We start from the raw sequence: 20320 nt of genomic DNA, 5'->3' as shown, positions 1-20320 counted from the left end.
TCAGGTGGAGATATACAAAGGCACATCCGCTTTTTCCGGAATAGCCATTGGAAAAATACTGTATTACCACAGAGGCGAATATCAGATCCGTCAGTCCATGGTAGACAATGTAAAAAAGGAGCTGGATCGTCTGGATAATGCAAGAACAGCGGTAAAGAACCAGATCCAGCATATGTATAAAAACGGAGCACCCCTCCCCAAAGAGCAGGAGCTGACCTTGAAACGTCAGCTGAAGCTCTTAAGTGGCGGCAGTTTTCAGCGGGCCGTGGAAAGCATGATCACGACAGAAAAGGTCAGTGCAGCTTACGCAGTCCAGACAACCAGGGATGAGCTTGCCAATGTGTTCCGCAAGCTGGAGGACGAGGCTGTCAAAGAACAGATCGAAAATATCAGGGAAATCTCCGAGCTGCTGATCGGCGCCATGGGTGGCTCCCATGCACGGATCAATCTGGGAGATGAGCCAGTGATCCTTGCAGCAGAGCAGCTTTCCCCCAATGAACTTCTGGAGATGAACAAAGCCAGTCTTCTGGCGGTAGTCATGCATCAGGGGTCTGTTATTTCCCATGTATCGATAATGGCAAAATCCATGGAAGTCCCCACCCTGGTCGAGGTGGAGATACAGAAAGAATGGGATGGCCATATGGCTATTGTAGATGGGTATACAGGAACACTGTATATCGATCCGGAGCCGGAGCTTCTTAAGGAATATGAGATCCGTCATGCAGCAGATAAGGAAGAGCGGGAAGAACTTTTGAGACTTCGGAACCAGAAGGATATCACAGCCGATGGCAAGGAGATCAAGCTTCTGGCAAACATCGGAAATCTGGATGATCTGAATACGGTTCTTTATTACGGAGCAGCAGGTATCGGCCTTCTTCGAAGTGAATTCCAGTATCTCGGAAGAGAGAATTATCCAAGAGAGAATGAGCTGTTCCGTGCCTATAAAAAAGTAGCCGAGGATATGGATGAACGTCCGGCAGTGATCCGTACCGTGGACCTGGGGGCAGACCGTCAGGCAGAGTATATGGCAATTCCTGATGAGGTCAATCCTATGATGGGAAACCGCGGCATCCGCCTCTGCCTGGATCGCAAAAAAATGTTTAAAGCGCAGCTTCGGGCTATTTACCGTGCAAGTGCCTATGGAAATATCAACCTGATGTATCCGATGATCACGTCCGAGGAAGAGCTGGATGAGATCGAGAAGCTGATCCGTGAGGTAAAAAAGGGCCTGGATGAGAAAAACATTCCTTACAAAAACATCCGTACCGGAATTATGATCGAAACACCGGCAGCGGTCATGATCAGTGAAGAACTTGGAAAACGTGTGGATTTTCTGAGCCTAGGAACCAATGACCTGACCCAGTATACCCTGGCTATGGACCGGCAGAATCTTCTTTTGAAGGATAAATACAACGATCATCATCCGGCGCTTGTAAAGATGATCCGCATGGTAACAGAGGCAGGACATAAGTCAGGATGTGAAGTTTACATATGCGGAGAGCTGGCAGCAGATTCCAATCTTACAGAAGCTTTTATCCAGATGGGAGTGGATGGCCTTTCCGTTGTTCCCGCCTGTGTACTTCCTGTGCGAAAAGCGATCCGCAGCTCCTATGCGGATGAGGCAAACCGGCCGGCGGAAGCAGTAAAAGAGAAATAATATCCGAAAAAACAAAAATCCTGAGAATTTCTATGTTGATATCTGTTGATATCTTACATAGGATCCTCAGGATTTTTTTGACGGAATCTTCCACTCACGGCTTATTGCTGTTCTCAATTGAAGCAGTGCGTGGAAACATATCTGTTCCGGTTAAAGTTATCGAAGTCCAAGCACCTGGGCGGTTTCCGAAATAAACTCCGGTGTGGTACCACAGCATCCGCCGATCACGGAAGCACCGTTGTCCACAAGCACCTTCATATAACCTGCAAAATCCGCAGGGGTCATGCTGTAAACTGCATTTCCAAGATCATCGATCTGGGGCATTCCCGCATTGGGTTTGGCGATGACCGGAATGGAAACGTTCTCTTTGATATTGCGGATAACCGATACCAGCTGATCCGGGCCAACCGAGCAGTTGATGCCGACAGCGTCTGCACCTGCAGCTTCCAGGGACATGGCAGCCTCTATGGCATTTCCGCCGCTGAAGATACTTCCGTCTGCTTCTACAGTCACGGTACAGATGATAGGAAGCTCGCAGATACTCTGGCAGGCGTCTACAGCAGCCAGTGTCTCCTCGATATTGATCATGGTTTCCGCTACGATCAGGTCCACACCCGCATCACGGAGATAGCCGATCTGTTCCTGATAGACTTCGAAGGCTTTTTCGTAAGTCATGTCACCGGCCGGTGCCATCATCTTGCCTGTGGTGGTGATATCACCTGCTACGAAAACACCCTCCGGTGCGATCTCCTTTGAATAGCCGGCCAGGGTATGATTGATCTGTTCAATCTGATCCTCAAGTCCGTGCATAGTGAGGTTAATGCGGTTTCCTCCGAAGGTAGGCGCATAGATGATATGGCTTCCCGCCTCGATGTATGCCTTCTGCAGAGACTGGATTACATCCTTGTGCTCAAGCACCCAGCTCTCTGTGCAGACACCACGTGGCATGCCGGCCTTCATCAGGTTGGAGCCGGTAGCACCATCCAGCAGCAGGACATGATTTTCGGTCAGTTTCTGAAATTCCTGTTTTGTCATATGTTTATATCCTCCTTATGGCAGCCAATCACGGTTGGCAAAAAATAGGGCTCCTCCTGTAACCGCTGCACTCATTGCCGTGGGTTTATTTTAACACAGGGAATAAAAATAATCTATCCTGTTTCTGGGACGGGAAATAAAAAATAATAAAAATTAGGCAAATTGTACATATTTAACGACTTTTCTGTCGAATAAAGAACTTGCGTATTAGAAAATAGGATTGTATAATAACCTATAGACATGCCCAAAGGGCAAGACTGTCATCAGATAGAACATAAAGGTAAAGGTGAAAAGGAATTATGATTAAAGTTAAACTGAGCAACTGGAAGTCTGATCACCAGATGGATGAGGCTTATAAAGCTCTGCGAACAAATATCCAGTTCTGCGGAGCAGATAAAAAAGTGATCGCACTTACCAGCTGTACTCCTAATGAGGGAAAGAGCAGTGTGGCATTTAATCTTGCTGCCTCTCTTGCTGAGAGCGGCAAATCAGTGCTTCTGATCGATGCCGATCTGCGTAAATCCGTTTTGATGGGACGTGTGACAGTAGACCAGGAGGTAATGGGACTTGCTCATTATCTTTCCAAGCAGGCCAAGCTTTCTGACGTGATCTGTGCCACTACACTTCCGAAGTTCCATATTATCTTCTCCGGTATCGTACCTCCGAACCCGGCAGAGCTTCTCGGAAACAGACTCTTCAAGGATATGATCCGCGTGGTAAGAGATGTTTATGATTACGTTATTGTAGATACACCGCCGCTTGGACTGATCATCGACAGTGCTATCATAGCAGATTCCTGCGACGGATCTGTAATCGTCGTTGAATCCGGTACCATCAGCTACCGTTTTGTACAGGAAGTAAGAGATCAGCTTGCCAAGAGCAACTGCCCGATCCTGGGAACCATCCTGAACAAGGTGGACTACAGCAAGGCTGGCAATTACGGTCACTATGGCAAGTATGGTAAATACGGCAAGTACGGCAAGTATGGTTCCTACGGAGATTATGGTGAGAGCAGCAGTAAATAAAAAGACATTGACAACAGAAATGAGTGGGTTATTTTAATGAAGGGACTTTATGATATTCATTGTCATATCCTCCCCGGGGTGGATGACGGTGCAAGAAACATGGAAGAATCACTCTGGATGCTCAATAAGGAGTATCAGGAGGGCGTACGTCATGTGATCCTGACACCACATTTCCGGTATGATATGTTTGAGCCGCATATGAACATTGTGACAAGACAGTTCATGCAGCTGCGCAGAGCAGCCATGAATATTGGTGATGAAGGCATGAGGCTTTATCTGGGCTGTGAACTCCATTCCAGTATGGATATGGTGGAATGCCTTAAGAAGGGGCGGCGGCTTACCCTTGCAGGTTCCAGATATGTGCTTGTGGAATTCAGCAACGGAGATGAGAAAAATTATATTGAAGAACGGGTCAGAAGTCTTCTGATGAATGGTTTTATCCCGATCATCGCTCATGTGGAACGTTATAAGGCCACCCGGAACGATATCGGATTCCTGACAGAGCTGAAGGATATGGGAGCACATATCCAGGTCAACGCAGATACCATCAGCGGTCAGGACGGATTCGGGGCAAAAACCTTCGCACGGAAAGTCATGAAGCATGGGCTTCTGGATTTTGTCGGTTCCGACGGACACCGTAAGACGGAGCGTATCCCGGAGATCGGCAAATGTGTCGCCAAAATGGAAAAAACAATGGGGAGCGAATATGTAAAGAAGATCTTTATCAAAAATCCCCGGAAAATCACAGGGTAATGGAGAAAAGAAATGGAAAATCAGACTGTTAACAACAACGACGAAGTAGAGATCGATCTTGGTGAGGTATTTCACCTGTTACTGAGCAAGCTGGGTGTTATCATTTTATCCGGTATTGTTTTCTGCCTGGCAGCTGTTATGGGAACCATGCTTCTGATCACACCGAAGTATGAATCCACAACCAAGATCGTGGTACTGTCCAAGCAGGACAGCAGCACACTGACCAATCAGGATATCCAGACAAGTACATCACTGACCAAGGACTATGCGGAGCTGATCAAGAGCCGTACAGTTACTGAGGGTGTGATCGCACAGCTGAACCTGGATATGACACATGAGAAGCTCCTTAAGAAGCTTTCCGTAGATACACCAACCGATACACGAGTAGTATCCATCACAGTTACAGATACCGATCCTTATACAGCGGCAGAGATCGCAAACGCAGTAAGAGATATTGCTTCCAAGCATATCCAGCAGGTTATGGATATCAAGGCAGTAAATGTGGTAGAGACAGCAAACATTCCGGATGAGCCGTCAAGCCCAAGCGTACCGAAAAACGGTGTGATCGGCGGACTTCTGGGTATCCTTCTGGCAGCAGCCGTTGTGATCATCGTATATCTGACGAACGATACCGTAAAGACACCGGAAGACGTAGAAAAATATCTTGGATTAAGTGTACTTGGTACGATTCCGTACTCTTCCAAAATGGGCAAGAAATCCAAAAAGAAAAAGAAACGTCACGCATAAAAATAACAACAACGGATCAAAGTGTTGGGAAAGGCCGGGAGCAGCAAAAATATGAAGAAATTTTTTGTGTTTTTATTAGTGGTCATCTGCCTTGGTATGGGAGCCGGTGTAGTATACATGAAGAGCTCTGAGGATAATGAAGGACCGAAGATCACATTTGAAGAGGGAAAAGATACAAATTATACATCCGATATGACAGAAGAAGATCTTCTGAAGGGTGTAAAGGCACAGGATGACAGGGACGGAGATGTTACAGATTCTCTTACCGTAGAAACCATATATCCGAAGAACGACGGAAAACAGGTTTCCGTTATCTTTGTTGCAAAAGACAAAAACAACAATGTAACAAAAAAAGAATTTACCATGGAGGCTCAGGACGGCAGCGCCGAAAATCCGCAGCTGGGACTGATCGATAATGATGGACTCCCAGAGGACGGAGATTCCGCAGACACCACAGAGCCGGCAGAAGAGACAGATATGCAGGATGGGACAGAGGCAGACAGCACAGATGCTGAAAGCGGAGATTCCACAGAAGGAGAACTGACCCCGGAGGAACAGGCGCAGAAGACACAGGAAGACAAGATCGAGCAGCTCTCTCCGCAGGATCCAAAGATGTATCTGACTACCTATTACGTAGAGGTACCAGTAGGAACTACGTTGGATAAATTAAGCTATGTAAAGGATATCCAGGATGATACAGAATCAACCAGTGATCTTTTCAAAAAAATCCAGATCACCGGTGATGTAAATACAGCCGCACCGGGAACTTACGAGCTTACATATTATGTAGTCGACAACAGTGGAAACAGCTCCAACGGAGCAGTACTGACTGTTGTTGTAAAATAGTGCATGATACCCCTCCTTGGTCTTCAAAATACCGGGGGGGGGTAAAATAAACACAGTATAACATACTGTAAGCGAGGGAAGGCGTATAAAAGGATATGTATCAAAAAGAAAACAGTAGCTGGGTAAAACATGCGGATTTTGCGATCTGCGATATGCTGTGTCTGCAGCTTGCGTTTGTACTTGCATACTGGATCCGAAACGGGATCGATCAGCCATACGAGACAGAGCTGTACCGAAATGTGGCAGTGGTGATGTTTCTTATCCAGCTGATGGTCACATTTTTTAATGAGAGCTTCAGCGGAGTTCTGCGAAGAGGAATGCTGGTGGAACTGAAGAAAACCTTTGAACAGTGTACACTGGTCTGCCTTCTGGTTCTGGCATATATGTTTCTTTTAAGAATTGGAAACAATTATTCCAGAATGATCCTGCTGATCACCTATGTGCTTTATACCTGCTTCAGCTATTGCGGCAGACAGGCACTGAAGAAATTCCTGAAGGATCGCAGATACGAAGAAAGCGAGAAACGATCTCTGCTGATCGTTACAGTCAGTGAAGATGCAGACAATGTGGTGGAAACCATCCGCAAGAATAATTACGGAACCTATCATCTGGCAGGAATTGTTTTTATGGATTGTGACAGGAAGGGAGCATCCGTCTGTGGAGTTCCGGTAGTAGCCGGGAAGGAGGATATGGTCTCCTATATCCATAAGAACTGGATCGACGAAGTATTTTTTGCAGTACCTAAGCAAATCCCAATCCCGGAGCAGATGATCAAGGATTGTTCTGCAATGGGAGTTGTCATCCATATGAGACTGGCAACCATGAAATCCCTTGGCAAGAACCAGGTGGTGGAGGAACTTGGCGGATACACCGTGCTTTCCAGCAGTATCCACATTGTAACGCCGCGCCAGATGTTTGTTAAGAGAGCCATGGATATAGCAGGCGGTCTGGTAGGCTGTCTTTTTACAGGAATCGCAGCGATCTTTCTGGTTCCGGCCATCAAGATCAAATCTCCGGGTCCTGCATTTTTTTCACAGGTCCGCATGGGAAAGAACGGTCGTCCGTTCAAGATCTATAAATTCCGCTCCATGTATATGGATGCAGAAGAACGCAAAAAAGAACTGATGAAACAGAATAATGTAAAAGACGGAATGATGTTCAAAATGGATGATGATCCACGAATCATCAAAGGAGTAGGACATTTTATCCGAAAGACATCCCTGGATGAATTTCCGCAGTTCTGGAATATTCTGAAAGGAGATATGAGCCTTGTAGGAACCAGACCGCCGACAATGGATGAGTGGGAGAAGTACGAGCTTCACCATCGCAAACGTCTGGCCATCAAGCCGGGACTTACCGGTATGTGGCAGGTAAGCGGCCGAAGTGATATTACGGATTTCGAGGAAGTCGTAGAGCTTGATACGAAGTACATTGCCGAATGGTGTCTGAAGCTGGACATTGAGATCCTGGTTAAGACAGTTATGGTCGTTTTCCGTGGAAGCGGCGCGAAATGATCAATACATATTGAGATTCGAATATAATGACCCGGACTGCGGAGGTGCAGTCCGGGGATAAAAATAAATTAGATAAGTTATAAATATAAAAGAGGAAGTTAAAAATGCAGATTTTATTGATCATGCTGATCGTAGTACTTCTCGCGTTCTTGGTCCTGCTTCTGGCACTGGCAAAACAAAGTCCCAGAGAAAAGCAGACAGAAGACAAAGAGCAGGAAGAATACATCAGGGATTATGCAGAAACAGTAAGACAGACCGGAGGAAGTATGAAGAAGTTAGAACATTGGAAAGTAATTGCGATATATCTGATCATCTATGACATAATAGCTGTTAATTTTTCTTATTTTATGGCACTGCTGGTGAGATTCGATTTTCGGTATTCCTTGATCCCCACAGATTATTTTGCTGCATGGAGGAGTTTTGCACCGATCTATACCATTATCATTCTGGCAGTGTTCGGATGCATGCATCTGTATAACAGTGTATGGCGTTTCGCAAGCTTCCATGAGCTGATCAAGATCACGGTAGCAACTGTGATCACAGGCGTTCTGCATATTGCGGGTATCACGATCTTCTGGGAACGGATGCCGGCCTCCTATTATCTGATCGGTATCATGCTGCAGTTTTTCCTGACTGTAGGCGTACGTTTCTCCTATCGTTTTGTACTTCTTGAGCGGAACCGCAGAGAAAAGAGCGAGCGTGAGGAGCGGAGCAAAAACGTGATGATCATCGGTGCAGGAGAAGCGGGAAGAACCATTGTCCGGGAGCTTCAGAATGCAAAGGAAACCAATTCCAGAGTACGCTGCCTGATCGATGACAATCCGAATAAATGGGGAAGATACATGGAAGGAGTTCCGGTGGTAGGCGGAAGAGACGATATTTTTCTCAATGTGGACAAGTATCATATCAATCAGATCCTTCTTGCAATCCCGACGGCAACACCGCATCAGAAGCGGGATATCCTGAACATCTGCAAGGAAACCGGATGCGAGCTGAAGCAGCTTCCTGGTGTATATCAGCTTGTAAACGGAGAAGTATCCCTGAGCAAGATGAAAAAAGTAGCAGTGGAGGATCTTCTCGGACGAGACACCATCAAAGTCAACATGTCAGAAATCTTTCAGTATCTGAAGGGCAAAAGGATCCTGGTAACAGGCGGCGGCGGTTCCATCGGAAGCGAGCTCTGCCGTCAGATCGCAGGTCATGAGCCGGAGCTTCTGGTGATCTTTGATATTTATGAAAATAATGCTTACGACATTGAGCAGGAGCTGAAGGCCAGTTATCCGAACCTGAACCTGAAGGTACTGATCGGCTCCGTCCGTGACAGTAAAAGGATCAACTGGGTATTTGAAACCTACAAGCCGGAGATCGTATATCATGCAGCCGCACATAAGCACGTACCGCTGATGGAGAACAGCCCCTGTGAGGCAATCAAGAACAATGTGGTAGGAACCTATAAGACTGCATATGCGGCAATGATGAACGGCTGTCAGCGATTTGTGCTGATCAGTACCGACAAGGCCGTAAACCCGACCAACATCATGGGCGCCAGCAAACGACTCTGCGAAATGGTAGTCCAGAGCATGAACATGGTCAGCCACAACGGACACACCGACTGGCTGCCACGACTTGGCGGACACAGAAAGGATACCCTGGATGCACTTCACGACAACGAAGGCCAGGCATATGTAAGTGAGAACCCTGCATCAAAAGCAGGAACCGGCACAGAATTCGTAGCTGTACGATTCGGAAACGTTCTCGGCAGCAACGGAAGCGTGATCCCGCTGTTCAAGCGCCAGATTGAAAAAGGCGGTCCTGTCACTGTCACACATCCGGACATCATCCGTTACTTTATGACCATCCCGGAGGCCGTAAGCCTTGTCCTCCAGGCAGGAACCTACGCCAAAGGCGGCGAGATCTTCGTCCTGGACATGGGCGCCCCGGTAAAGATCGACACCCTTGCCCGAAACCTGATCAAGCTTTCCGGCTACACACCGGATGTAGACATCAAAGTTACCTACACTGGTCTCCGCCCGGGCGAAAAGCTCTACGAAGAAAAACTGATGGCCGAGGAAGGCATGGAGAAAACTCCAAACGACCTCATCCACATCGGCAAACCCATCGAAATGGACGTACAGGAATTCTTCAAACAGCTGGAAGTCCTGGCAGCATACGGCTACGCCAACAGCGAAAAGATCCGAGACATTGTAGCCGCGATCGTACCGACCTATCACTCTGCGGATTCTGACCTGAAGCTGCATAAGAAGGTGTATGAGGAGCTGATGAGTGAGGCGGCTGTGTCTGCGGAGAAGAACTGATAACTGATCAATAATTTACATATATACGAAAACGAAGGAGTGTTGAAAAAATGAAAATCCCATTTTCACCGCCAGATATTACAGAGGCAGAAATCGAACAGGTAGCAGAAGCTTTAAGATCCGGATGGATCACCACCGGACCGAAAACAAAAGAGCTGGAAAGAGAAGTAGCGGATTTATGCGGTACCAATAGAGCTGTATGCCTGAACTCTCAGACCGCATGTGCGGAAATGACACTTCGCCTTCTGGGAATTCACGAAGGCGATGAAGTGATCACCTGCGCTTATACCTATACCGCAAGTGCATCGGTGGTGTGTCATGTCGGGGCAAAGCTGGTTCTTATTGATACACAGGAAGATTCTCTGGAAATGGATTATAACAAGCTGGCAGAAGCTATTACAGAAAAAACAAAAGTGATCATTCCGGTGGATCTTGGCGGAGTGCCATGCGACTATGACAGGATTTTCTCTATCGTAGAAGAGAAAAAGAAGCTTTTCCATCCAGACAATAAGCTTCAGGAAGCAATTGGAAGAGTCATTGTAATGGCAGATGCAGCACATGCATTTGGTGCAACCTGGCATGGAAAACCAGTGGGAAGCATTGCGGATTTTTCAAACTTCAGCTTCCATGCAGTGAAAAACTTTACAACAGCAGAAGGCGGCGCTGTGGCATGGAGAGATATCGAAGGAATTGATAGTGAAGAAATCTATCATCAGTATCAGCTGTTATCACTTCATGGTCAGTCAAAGGATGCCCTTGCCAAAACGCAGCTTGGAGCATGGGAGTATGACATCATCGGACCTTGGTTTAAATGTAATATGACCGATGTAGTTGCCGGAATCGGACTGGCGCAGATGAAACGGTATAAAGCTTTGCTTGCAAGAAGAAAAGAAATCATCAGCAGATATGATGCAGCATTTAAACCACTTGGCATCGAAGTACTGGATCATTACAACGAAGAGCATCAGTCCTCCGGACACCTGTACATCACTAGAATTCCGGGAATCACTCTGGAGCAGAGACACGAGATCATCGTCAAAATGGCAGAAAAAGGCGTTGCCTGCAACGTACATTACAAACCACTGCCAATGATGACTGCTTATAAAAATATGGGATTTGACATTAAGGATTACCCGAATGCTTATAAGCGATTTGAAAATGAGATCACATTGCCGCTGCATACAAGACTCAAAGATGAAGAAGTGAAATATGTGATTGAACAGTATTGCAAAATTGTAGGGGAGCATTTATAAAAATAGATTGAGATGGGAGATTGTTATGTTACGAGAATGGGATAAACTGCCAAAGAGTATGCGGACAGAAGCTGTCCGTCCATATTATGAAAGACTGAAAAAGAAAAAAGTAAGCCTGGCATTAAAAAGAATTTTTGATGTGATTGCATCCTCTATTATGCTTGTAATACTTTCTCCCCTGCTGCTCATCATTTCAATTCTGATTGTGACAGATTCAAAAGGTGGAGTATTTTACCGTCAGGAGAGAGTTACCCAGTATGGAAAGAAATTCAAGATATTTAAATTCCGGACAATGGTAGCAAATGCGGATAAAATCGGAACGCAGGTAACGGTATCAAATGATAATAGAATCACAAAAATTGGTGCTATGATTCGGAAATATCGTATTGATGAGATACCACAGCTGCTTAATATTCTGGCCGGTGATATGTCACTGGTAGGTACCCGCCCGGAAAGTGTGCATTATGTAAAACATTATACTCCGGAAATGATGGCAACATTGCTTCTACCAGCAGGTGTGACATCAGAGACGAGCATCCTTTATAAAGATGAGGCAGAACTGTTGGATAAGGCAGATGATGTAGATAAAGTTTACATAGAAAAAATCCTTCCAGAGAAGATGAAATATAATCTGGAAAGTATTAAGAAATTCAGTTTTATCCGGGAAATAGAAACAATGATTAAAACTGTTATAGCGGTGGTTAGGTAGGAGAATATGGAAAAAGGATTAGTGTCAGTTATTACGCCAACATATAATTGTGCGAAATTTATAGGGGAAACAATTGAATCTGTTCAGGCACAAACTTATCAGCAATGGGAAATGATTATTGTTGATGATTGCTCGACAGACAATACAAAAGAAATTGTCGATAAATATATAAAAGAAGATAGTAGAATAAAATATTTTTGTTTGAAAAATAATTCTGGAGCTGCCGTTGCAAGAACTAAGGCAATGGAATTGGCAAATGGGGAATATATGGCTTTTTTGGATTCTGATGATATTTGGACAGAAGAAAAATTGAAAAAGCAATTAGCATTTATGAAAAAGCATGATGTTGCATTTTCTTGTACAGCGTATGAACAAATTGATGAAAATGGGAAATTATTAAATAAAATTATAAAGACAGTACCAAAGGCTGATTATAATCGAGTGCTTTTAGATTGTCCGGTAGGAAATTCTACGGTTATGTACAACGTAGAAAAGATGGGGAAATTTGAAGTACCTAATATTAGAAAACGAAACGATGATGCTTTGTGGCTTCGAATGTTAAAAAAAGAAAAGTACATTTATGGTATGAAATCGGTGCTTATGAAATATCGAATAAGACAGAATTCTATTTCAAGTAATAAATTCAAAGTGATTAAATATCATTGGATTTTATATAGAAATATAGAACATCTTAGTATAGTTAGAAGTATTTTTCATATTGCATATTGGTGTGTGATTAAATTGTTAAAAATTAAGTAAGGAAGTAAATATGAAAATATCAGTATTAGTTCCTACGTTAGGAAAAAGAGAAAAGGAAATTAGACGATTATTAGAAACATTGGAAAAACAGTCATATAAAGACTTTGAAATTATATTTGTAACGCAGGATAATCATGAAATTGTAAAAGATATAATTTGTAAATATGGTAATTTGGATATAAAGCAAATTGAAATGAGTGTAAAAGGACTATCACGAGCTAGAAATAGAGGATTAGAGCAGGCATCAGGCGAGATAGTAGTATTATCCGATGATGATTGTTGGTATCCTACAAATGCATTTGAAATTATTGTAAATGCGTTTGAAAAAAGACAAAGTGCGATAATTGTATTATCACAGATTTTTGATCCAGAAAAAAATATTTCATATAAAAATTATACTTCCAACGAAGAGTATGTAAGAAACAAATTACAGCTCATGTCAAAATCGTCTATTGAAGTTGCATTCAAGAAAGATTTAGTGATGAATAAAAAATTTGATGAACGTTTAGGTTTGGGAGGCGAATTTGTATGTGGAGAAGAAGTGGATTTCCTTTTAAGTAATTATGAAAAAAATGCAATTTTTTATATACCAGAGGTAACGGTTTATCATAAAAAGAAAGAAAATGGTAGTAGTAACAAACAAATTATTGCTAAAGGGGCAGTTTATGGAAAGAATTTTAATATATTTATTTGCTTATTAGTTTTACTTAGAGATTTGGTGCTAAAAAAAGAAAAGAATTTTAAATACTTTTTTGAGGGATATAATGAATATTTTAAAAGAACAAATTAAACTGTCAGTAGCTTATCCTGGATGGCGCTCGGCAATAAAAAAATTAAGATTAAATAAAAATAAAAAGATTTTTTTATTTGGAACGCCTATGCATGGCAACTTGGGAGATCATGCAATCGCAATTCAAGAACAATATTTTTTTGAAGATTTTTTTTCAGATTATGACTATTTTGAAATATTGATGCCTATGTATCATACACAAAAAGAAATAATAAAAAATACAGTAACGCCTGAAGATTTAGTTGTAATTTCGGGTGGTGGATGGATGGGAAATTTATGGATACATAATGAATGTGTTATACGTGAAATTGTGCAAAACTATCCAAATAATAAGATTATTATTCTTCCACAAACAGTATATTATACTTCAGATGAACTGGGAGAGAAGGAATACAGAATAACAAATGAAATATTAAAAAGACATAGTAATTTACATATATTTGTAAGAGAAAGAAAGTCTTACAATTTTATAAAACAAAAATTTGAATTTACAGGAAACTCAAATATATATTTAGTGCCAGATATGGTTTTGTATGGAAAAAATATAATAACAAGGGAAAAATGTACTGGATATGAGAAAGTGATAAATGTATGTATTCGAGAGGATTGCGAATCTGAGCAAGAAAATATTGATGATTTTTATGAAAAAATAAAACAAAATTATAATATTAGAAAAGTTAGTACTGTTATAAAATCGCCAGTTGTTTTAAGAAAGCGAATAAGTGAGTTGCAAAAGTCGTGGGAAACTTTTGAAAATGCGGAAGTTACTATAACAGATCGTTTACATGCAATGCTGTTTTCTGTATTAAATGGGACTCCATGCATTGTTTTAAATAATAAAACAGGTAAAGTTTTTGGAGTGGCAGATTGGCTTGACGATACAAATATGATTGTAAGAGCTAATTCTTTAAGTGAAGTGCTTGAGAAATTAGAAAGAACAACTATATGGGAACATAAAAAATATAATAGAGAAAAATTGCTAAACTATTTTGAAAAAATGGCAGACGTAATACGAAAGGATTAAATATGAAAATTAAAAGATTGTTAGTTATCAATGTACCAATTAAGAATTGTAATCTTAAATGTGAATATTGTTATATTTCAGCGTTGAAAGAAAATGAAAAAGGAGCAGCTAAATTTTTATATACTCCAGAGCATGTTGGCAAATGTCTTTCAAAAGAAAGGTTAGGAGGTACTTGTATTATAAATCTAACGGGAGGAGGGGAAACACTTATTCCAAAAGAAATGCCGCAATATATTTATCAATTATTATTACAAGGGCATTTTTTAGAGGTTGTAACAAATGGAACATTGACAAGTCGATTTGATGAAATTGCTGAGTTTCCAAGAAATTTGTTAGAGCATTTGGAATTCAAATTCTCTTTCCACTATGCAGAGTTAAAGAAAAAAGGATGGCTAGATAGATACTTTTCAAATGTGAAAAAGATGTGGGAAAAGGGATGTTCGTTTACTGTTGAGTTAATGCCATATGATGGATTGATTGATGATATTGATGAAATTATAAATCTTTGTAAATTAGAACTAGGAGCAGCATGTCAAATTACAGTAGGACGAAATGATTTGACGGAGAAAAAAGATCTTTTGACATCTATGTCAAGAAAAGAGTATGAGTCTGTTTGGAGAAAATTTGATTCTACAATGTTTGATTTCAAATTGGATATTTTTCAGAAAAAAATAGATAATTTTTGTTATGCGGGAGTTTGGACTTTGTATGTTGATTTGGGAACAGGGGCATCTAAGCCATGTTATGGACAGCTTAGTAATCAAAATATATTTAACAATCCTGAACAACCAATAATCTTTAATCCAGTGGGAAAACATTGCAGGCAGCCATATTGTTATAATGGTCATGCATTTTTAACCTTGGGAGTAATTCCAGAATTAGAAACACCAACATACGCTGACATTCGTAACAGAGTATGTGAAGATGGTAGAGAATGGTTATCGAAAGAAGTTAAAGATGCATTTTCACAAAAATTAGCTGATAACAATGAAGTATGGGATGAAGAGAAAAAGAATAGTTATGAAAGAAAGTATCCGTTTATATTTTTCAAAACGGCATTGTATGACTGGAAAGAAATATATAATAAAGTTATAAGAAAACACAAGAAGTAAGGTGCGATATGAGTAATGGACAAAGAAATATAAAACAGAAAAGTACAATACTTGCAATTATATTGGTAATATATATTTATGTTCCATACTTTGCGAATATTTTAGAAAACACTTTTAAAATTTCATCGTTATATGAATATATAATTTATATGATGCTTGCGATAATAGCAATAGGAGCGACAATGAGCATGAATAAACGTGTGCTTACATTTTTGTTTATTTTTTGTTTGGCGATAATCATTAATTATATGGCAGTGTCTTATCAGTATTATGTATTTATAGAAGGTATACAAGCGTTGGTTGGCATAGCAGTTCCATGCTTGTGTGTTTCAAATAATATATTTGATTTACGAATATTTGTTGAAAAATGGTGGAAATTTTCTAAATTAAATTTACCATTAGTATTAGTTGCGGTTGTCTTACTTAAACAAGGTCTAGTGCATTATTCAATATTTACAAGTATATGCGTACCAAATGTATTTATTGGTTCTTACATGGTGTTTCAGGGAATTGAAAAAAGAAAATGGCTATATATTAATGTAGCCATTAATATTCTTGTGACTGCAATTTTGGGTGGACGTATGTCGGCAGTAATATCAGCGTGCATGATTTTATTTGCATATGTATATTCAGGTAAAATAAAGTTATGGAAGAAACTAATAATTATTGTAGGACTGGTAGTAGCGGCATATATTTTGCTAAACAATTTAATAGATATTTTATATTGGGTAAGCCAAAAACTAGCACAATATGGAATGCAATCTCGAAGTGTTACTTTGTTGATAAATCAAATAAAAAGCAATGAGATATACTTGACTAATAGAGATTATATTTATACGGCATGTGTAGAGTATATAAGAGGTAGAGTCGGTTTGCCAGGAGGATTTGGAATTCCGCTATATATTACTTCGGGTGAATATTATTATGCACATAATGTTGTTTTACAATTTTTAATATTTTTCGGAATATGGGGGACTATCATTATTCTTGGAATTACATTGATTCGTGCAAAAACGATAAAGTATATTGCACCTTTAAAGTGTAAAAAATTTATGTATTTTATGCTGCTATGTTATATAGGCATCGGAATGACAGGATCAAGCATATGGATTCATTATTTATCAACTATTTTTATTGCTATTTTCTTTTTTGGAAATAGCAAGATTTATCAGTCAATAGAAGTGAGTTAGATATGAAATTTTTTCTTAAAAAAATCATAAAAAAATATAGAGATATGTCAGTAGAAATGAAAGCTGCGTCTTGGTATGCAGTGGGAAATATAATACAAAAAATTGCGCCTTGGTTGGTAATGATTATACTGACACATTACTTAGCTACTGAGGAATATGGAATATATAGTATATTTATGTCCTGGCTAGAAATATTTGAGATTATTATAACATTGAGGATATACAGCAATGGTTATGTCGCAGGATTAGTAAGGGACGATGAAAATAGGACAACATATACAGCAACTATGCAATCATTGAGTATTGTATTGATTGCGATTTGGACGTTAATATATTTAATGTTTCACAAGGGCATTAATTATATTACAGGAATACGGACCACATTAAGTATACTGATGATATGTTCTTTTATAGGAACTATCAGTTTCGGATTGTGGTCATCAAGACAAAGAGTTGATAACCAATATAAGAAAATGTTATTTGCAATAATTGTATATGGTCTTATCGGACCTATCGTTGGTGCATTAACTGTTTTCCTTAATTTGGATAATCCTATATTTTATGTTGTGGCTACAAGGACAGTAATCCAGTTAGGTGTTGCAATTCCGTTTTTTATATCAAATTATAAAGGAACATCCACATTATGGAAAAAAGACTACGCAATAGATGCATTGAAATATAATTTGCCATTGATGCCATATTACTTATCGATGATATTATTAAATCATTCGGATCGTTTGATGATACAAAAAATTGATGGTTATGAAGATGCTGCTTTATATAGTGTATCATATAGTGCAGCTATGGTCATTTTTGTTATAAGTGGTGCGTTGAATTTATCTTTACAGGCATGGCTGTTTAAGGAATTAAAGTTAAATGATTCGTCGAAAGATAAAAGTAGATTGATAACAGTCGGGACAATTATAGTTGCTTTTTGTGCTATTGCGGAAATTGTGATGGCTCCAGAAATTATTTTGATTTTAGGGGGAAAAAAATATTTAGAGGCAATATGGGTTATGCCGCCATTAGCAATCAGTGTTATTGTTATGTATATATATCAACAATATGTAAATGTCTTGTTTTACTATAAAAAGACAAAATTTATTTTGTTTGCGTCAGTATTTGCAGCAGTGTGCAATATAATTTTAAATGCTATTTTTATTCCGATTTTTGGATATGTTGCTGGTGGATACACGTCATTAGTAAGTTATTTAATAGTCATGATTTTATATTTTGTATTAGCAAGAAAAGAATGTATTAATAATGAGATACAAATGAAAAAATATTTTAATACAAAATTGCAAATGACAATACTTATAGGTACGAGTATTTTGGCATTGGCTATGGTTGCTGTATATAAAAATGCAGTTGCTAGATATTTGTTGGTTTTAATGATGTTTGTACTGTTGGTTGCAACAAGGAAAAAATGGATACCAGAACTGAGAAAAGGAAAGAAAGTATGAAAAAGAAAAAACAATTAATTTTTATGTTATTTTTTCTCATAATACTTTTTATAGTAGGATATATAATTTTACCACGTATTAGAATAAAAATTGAACAAGAGAAATGTGACAAAATATATGCAAATAAGATATTAAAATTACCGGACAAAGAAAAAAACAATGTAGGATTTACGTGTACAGGGCTTTATTGGGATAAAGAAGAAGAGTACTTTTTTATAGGGAATGCAGGTAAATATAAGCCTAACGATAAAACTTTCCAGGCTTCTATCGAAATAGTTGAAAAGGATTTTTCGATTATTAAAGGAGATATACCTTGTTATTTAAAGTTTGAGAATATGAGAGATATACAAGGAGTTACTAAGTCAATAGATGGAACTATTTGGTTATGTTCTTATGGAGAAAATAAAGTTCGTCATATAGATGAAAAAGGAAATGAAATAGGATATTTTGATATAAAAGAACCATCTGGCATTGCAAATGATAGTAGGAGTAATACGCTTTGGATTTTGACAAATAATTATTTATATAATTGTTCATATGATGGTGTAGTACAAAAAACAGTTAAAATCCATATAAAAGGACAAGATCAATTATTTTTAGACGAAAAAAATGATTTGATATATTTTTCAGCAGGTGCAGACTATCACGGAGATAGCTATATTTATACAGTTGACTTGAAAACAAATAGAGCTAAACCATTGTATGTATTGAAAGATTCATATGCAATTGAAGGGATTACAATTGTTGATGATGTGTTGTACGTACTTAATGATGGTTATTATCATGACGCTGAAACGTCAGTTAATCAAGTTAATATATATTTTTTAAATAAGATACAAACTAAAGAAAATTACCAGTAATTAAAAGAGGAAAAATACAATGAAAATAGCAGTAGCCGGAACAGGATATGTTGGCTTGTCCATTGCAACATTATTATCGCAGCATCATGAGGTAATGGCAGTTGATATAGTCCAAGAAAAGGTAGAAAAGATTAATAAAAAAATCAGTCCAATTCAGGATGAGTATATTGAAAAGTATTTAAAGGAAAAACAGTTAAATCTGACAGCTACGTTAGATGCAGAAACAGCATATAAAGATGCGGATTTTGTAGTTATCGCTGCACCTACAAACTATGACAGTAAGAAAAATTTTTTTGATACATCAGCGGTAGAAGCTGTAATTAAGCTGGTTATTGAATATAACCCGGATGCAATTATGGTAATAAAATCTACAATTCCGGTAGGGTATACCGCAAGTATTAGAGAAAAATTTCACTGTGATAATATCATTTTCAGTCCAGAATTTTTACGAGAGTCAAAAGCATTATATGATAATCTGTACCCATCCAGAATTATTGTGGGAACAGATGTTGAAAATGCTAGACTTGTAAAAGCTGCGAATACATTTGCCGGATTATTACAGGAAGGTGCTATTAAAGAGAATATTGATACTTTGATTATGGGATTTACAGAAGCGGAAGCAGTGAAGTTATTTGCTAATACATATTTGGCTCTTAGAGTATCATATTTTAATGAGCTTGACACATATGCCGAAATGAAAGGGTTGAATACACAGCAGATCATTAACGGTGTGTGTCTTGATCCAAGAATTGGATCACATTATAATAATCCGTCATTTGGTTATGGTGGATATTGCTTACCGAAAGACACAAAGCAGTTGCTGGCAAATTATGCAGATGTTCCGCAGAACATGATGTCAGCAATCGTTGAATCTAACAGAACAAGAAAAGATTTCATAGCAGATCGTGTTTTGCAGAAAGCAGGATATTATGCTTATGGAGATGAGAATACATATGATGCTTCTATGGAAAAAGAAGTTGTAATTGGTGTATATCGTCTTACAATGAAATCAAATTCAGATAATTTCCGTCAGTCTTCTATACAAGGTGTGATGAAGCGCATTAAAGCCAAGGGTGCCACCATTATTGTTTATGAACCGACATTGGAGGATGGAACAACATTTTTTGGAAGCAAAGTCGTAAATGATCTTGAGGCATTTAAAGAGCAGAGTCAGGCAATTATTGCAAATAGATATGATAAATGTCTGGATGATGTAAAAGAACGAGTATATACAAGAGATATCTTTTACAGAGATTGAAAGATAAGTT

18 protein-coding genes are annotated in these 20320 nt (G+C 39.4%); 17 read left to right on the top strand and 1 reads right to left on the bottom strand.

The genetic code is table 11. The features are described from left to right. Positions 1 to 4: 4 nt before the first annotated feature. Positions 5 to 1657 (top strand): phosphoenolpyruvate--protein phosphotransferase, encoded by a 1653-nt coding sequence (ptsP, locus tag CCC70_RS11160; RefSeq protein WP_287084025.1) that lies wholly within the window; start codon positions 5 to 7, stop codon positions 1655 to 1657. A gap of 156 nt (positions 1658 to 1813) precedes the next feature. Here the strand turns inward: ptsP and CCC70_RS11155 are convergent, their stop codons facing one another. Beyond that, the gene (locus tag CCC70_RS11155; protein ID WP_287084842.1) at positions 1814 to 2692 is read right to left on the bottom strand and encodes a homocysteine S-methyltransferase family protein; all 879 of its coding nucleotides are present in this window, start codon (positions 2690 to 2692) and stop codon (positions 1814 to 1816) included. Between the two features lie 299 nt (positions 2693 to 2991). Here CCC70_RS11155 and CCC70_RS11150 point away from each other — a divergent pair, with 299 nt between their 5' ends. The 16 genes from CCC70_RS11150 to CCC70_RS11075 all read left to right on the top strand — a co-directional run bounded on the left by CCC70_RS11150 (position 2992) and on the right by CCC70_RS11075 (position 20310). Continuing rightward, complete coding sequence (locus CCC70_RS11150; RefSeq protein WP_015525686.1) at positions 2992 to 3717, top strand: polysaccharide biosynthesis tyrosine autokinase; 726 nt, start codon at positions 2992 to 2994, stop codon at positions 3715 to 3717. A 36-nt stretch (positions 3718 to 3753) separates the two neighbouring features. Then, a complete protein-coding gene (locus CCC70_RS11145) occupies positions 3754 to 4470 on the top strand; it encodes a CpsB/CapC family capsule biosynthesis tyrosine phosphatase (RefSeq protein WP_015525687.1) in 717 nt (238 codons plus the stop codon). Between the two features lie 12 nt (positions 4471 to 4482). Continuing rightward, entirely contained in the window at positions 4483 to 5217 is a 735-nt protein-coding gene (locus CCC70_RS11140) for a YveK family protein (protein WP_118608194.1), read from the top strand. Between the two features lie 51 nt (positions 5218 to 5268). Continuing rightward, complete coding sequence (locus CCC70_RS11135; RefSeq protein WP_244790894.1) at positions 5269 to 6063, top strand: immunoglobulin-like domain-containing protein; 795 nt, start codon at positions 5269 to 5271, stop codon at positions 6061 to 6063. Between the two features lie 95 nt (positions 6064 to 6158). After that, positions 6159 to 7577: a sugar transferase gene (locus CCC70_RS11130; RefSeq protein WP_244790896.1), complete on the top strand. Its 1419-nt coding sequence runs from the start codon at positions 6159 to 6161 to the stop codon at positions 7575 to 7577. Positions 7578 to 7843: 266 nt separating this feature from the next. Continuing rightward, positions 7844 to 9892, top strand: coding sequence for a polysaccharide biosynthesis protein (locus CCC70_RS11125; RefSeq protein ID WP_287084854.1), 2049 nt, complete (start codon positions 7844 to 7846; stop codon positions 9890 to 9892). A 50-nt stretch (positions 9893 to 9942) separates the two neighbouring features. Further along, complete coding sequence (locus CCC70_RS11120) at positions 9943 to 11145, top strand: DegT/DnrJ/EryC1/StrS family aminotransferase (RefSeq protein WP_270390541.1); 1203 nt, start codon at positions 9943 to 9945, stop codon at positions 11143 to 11145. 25 nt (positions 11146 to 11170) lie between these two features. Then, a complete protein-coding gene (locus CCC70_RS11115; RefSeq protein WP_138276387.1) occupies positions 11171 to 11854 on the top strand; it encodes a sugar transferase in 684 nt (227 codons plus the stop codon). A 6-nt stretch (positions 11855 to 11860) separates the two neighbouring features. Then, positions 11861 to 12613 (top strand): glycosyltransferase family 2 protein, encoded by a 753-nt coding sequence (locus CCC70_RS11110; protein WP_138276386.1) that lies wholly within the window; start codon positions 11861 to 11863, stop codon positions 12611 to 12613. A gap of 10 nt (positions 12614 to 12623) precedes the next feature. Continuing rightward, positions 12624 to 13403, top strand: a complete 780-nt coding sequence (locus CCC70_RS11105; protein ID WP_138276385.1) for a glycosyltransferase family 2 protein — start codon at positions 12624 to 12626, stop codon at positions 13401 to 13403. Then, positions 13378 to 14427, top strand: coding sequence for a polysaccharide pyruvyl transferase family protein (locus CCC70_RS11100; protein ID WP_138276384.1), 1050 nt, complete (start codon positions 13378 to 13380; stop codon positions 14425 to 14427). Before CCC70_RS11105 ends, CCC70_RS11100 begins: the two co-directional genes overlap by 26 nt. A 2-nt stretch (positions 14428 to 14429) precedes the next feature. Continuing rightward, positions 14430 to 15539 carry a radical SAM protein gene (locus CCC70_RS11095; RefSeq protein WP_138276383.1) on the top strand — a complete coding sequence of 370 codons (1110 nt, stop codon included), beginning with the start codon at positions 14430 to 14432 and terminating at the stop codon, positions 15537 to 15539. Between the two features lie 8 nt (positions 15540 to 15547). Beyond that, positions 15548 to 16729 (top strand): hypothetical protein, encoded by a 1182-nt coding sequence (locus tag CCC70_RS11090; protein WP_138276382.1) that lies wholly within the window; start codon positions 15548 to 15550, stop codon positions 16727 to 16729. Positions 16730 to 16731: 2 nt separating this feature from the next. Continuing rightward, a complete protein-coding gene (locus CCC70_RS11085; RefSeq protein ID WP_138276381.1) occupies positions 16732 to 18192 on the top strand; it encodes a lipopolysaccharide biosynthesis protein in 1461 nt (486 codons plus the stop codon). Beyond that, on the top strand, positions 18189 to 19052 hold the full coding sequence (locus CCC70_RS11080) for a hypothetical protein (protein ID WP_243119178.1): 864 nt from the start codon (positions 18189 to 18191) through the stop codon (positions 19050 to 19052). The genes CCC70_RS11085 and CCC70_RS11080 overlap by 4 nt, the downstream gene beginning before the upstream one ends. Positions 19053 to 19071: 19 nt before the next feature. Beyond that, positions 19072 to 20310 (top strand): nucleotide sugar dehydrogenase, encoded by a 1239-nt coding sequence (locus tag CCC70_RS11075; protein WP_138276379.1) that lies wholly within the window; start codon positions 19072 to 19074, stop codon positions 20308 to 20310. Positions 20311 to 20320 lie beyond the last annotated feature (10 nt).

It is taken from the genome of Blautia sp. LMAG:89 (genome assembly GCF_008679485.1).
GTDB lineage: Bacteria > Bacillota > Clostridia > Lachnospirales > Lachnospiraceae > Blautia_A > Blautia_A fusiformis.
This window is presented reverse-complemented; position numbering and strand designations above follow the sequence as displayed.

Excerpts from the sequence above, each read along its gene's own strand:
- CCC70_RS11120 (WP_270390541.1), top strand. The coding sequence starts at position 9,943 with ATGAAAATCCCATTTTCACCGCCAGATATTACAGAGGCAGAAATCGAA.
- CCC70_RS11155 (WP_287084842.1), bottom strand. The coding sequence starts at position 2,692 with ATGACAAAACAGGAATTTCAGAAACTGACCGAAAATCATGTCCTGCTG.
- CCC70_RS11105 (WP_138276385.1), top strand. The coding sequence starts at position 12,624 with ATGAAAATATCAGTATTAGTTCCTACGTTAGGAAAAAGAGAAAAGGAA.
- CCC70_RS11125 (WP_287084854.1), top strand. The coding sequence starts at position 7,844 with ATGAAGAAGTTAGAACATTGGAAAGTAATTGCGATATATCTGATCATC.
- CCC70_RS11140 (WP_118608194.1), top strand. The coding sequence starts at position 4,483 with ATGGAAAATCAGACTGTTAACAACAACGACGAAGTAGAGATCGATCTT.
- CCC70_RS11150 (WP_015525686.1), top strand. The coding sequence starts at position 2,992 with ATGATTAAAGTTAAACTGAGCAACTGGAAGTCTGATCACCAGATGGAT.
- CCC70_RS11135 (WP_244790894.1), top strand. The coding sequence starts at position 5,269 with ATGAAGAAATTTTTTGTGTTTTTATTAGTGGTCATCTGCCTTGGTATG.
- CCC70_RS11100 (WP_138276384.1), top strand. The coding sequence starts at position 13,378 with ATGAATATTTTAAAAGAACAAATTAAACTGTCAGTAGCTTATCCTGGA.
- CCC70_RS11095 (WP_138276383.1), top strand. The coding sequence starts at position 14,430 with ATGAAAATTAAAAGATTGTTAGTTATCAATGTACCAATTAAGAATTGT.
- CCC70_RS11090 (WP_138276382.1), top strand. The coding sequence starts at position 15,548 with ATGAGTAATGGACAAAGAAATATAAAACAGAAAAGTACAATACTTGCA.
- CCC70_RS11130 (WP_244790896.1), top strand. The coding sequence starts at position 6,159 with ATGTATCAAAAAGAAAACAGTAGCTGGGTAAAACATGCGGATTTTGCG.
- CCC70_RS11110 (WP_138276386.1), top strand. The coding sequence starts at position 11,861 with ATGGAAAAAGGATTAGTGTCAGTTATTACGCCAACATATAATTGTGCG.
- CCC70_RS11145 (WP_015525687.1), top strand. The coding sequence starts at position 3,754 with ATGAAGGGACTTTATGATATTCATTGTCATATCCTCCCCGGGGTGGAT.
- CCC70_RS11075 (WP_138276379.1), top strand. The coding sequence starts at position 19,072 with ATGAAAATAGCAGTAGCCGGAACAGGATATGTTGGCTTGTCCATTGCA.
- CCC70_RS11085 (WP_138276381.1), top strand. The coding sequence starts at position 16,732 with ATGAAATTTTTTCTTAAAAAAATCATAAAAAAATATAGAGATATGTCA.
- CCC70_RS11115 (WP_138276387.1), top strand. The coding sequence starts at position 11,171 with ATGTTACGAGAATGGGATAAACTGCCAAAGAGTATGCGGACAGAAGCT.
- CCC70_RS11080 (WP_243119178.1), top strand. The coding sequence starts at position 18,189 with ATGAAAAAGAAAAAACAATTAATTTTTATGTTATTTTTTCTCATAATA.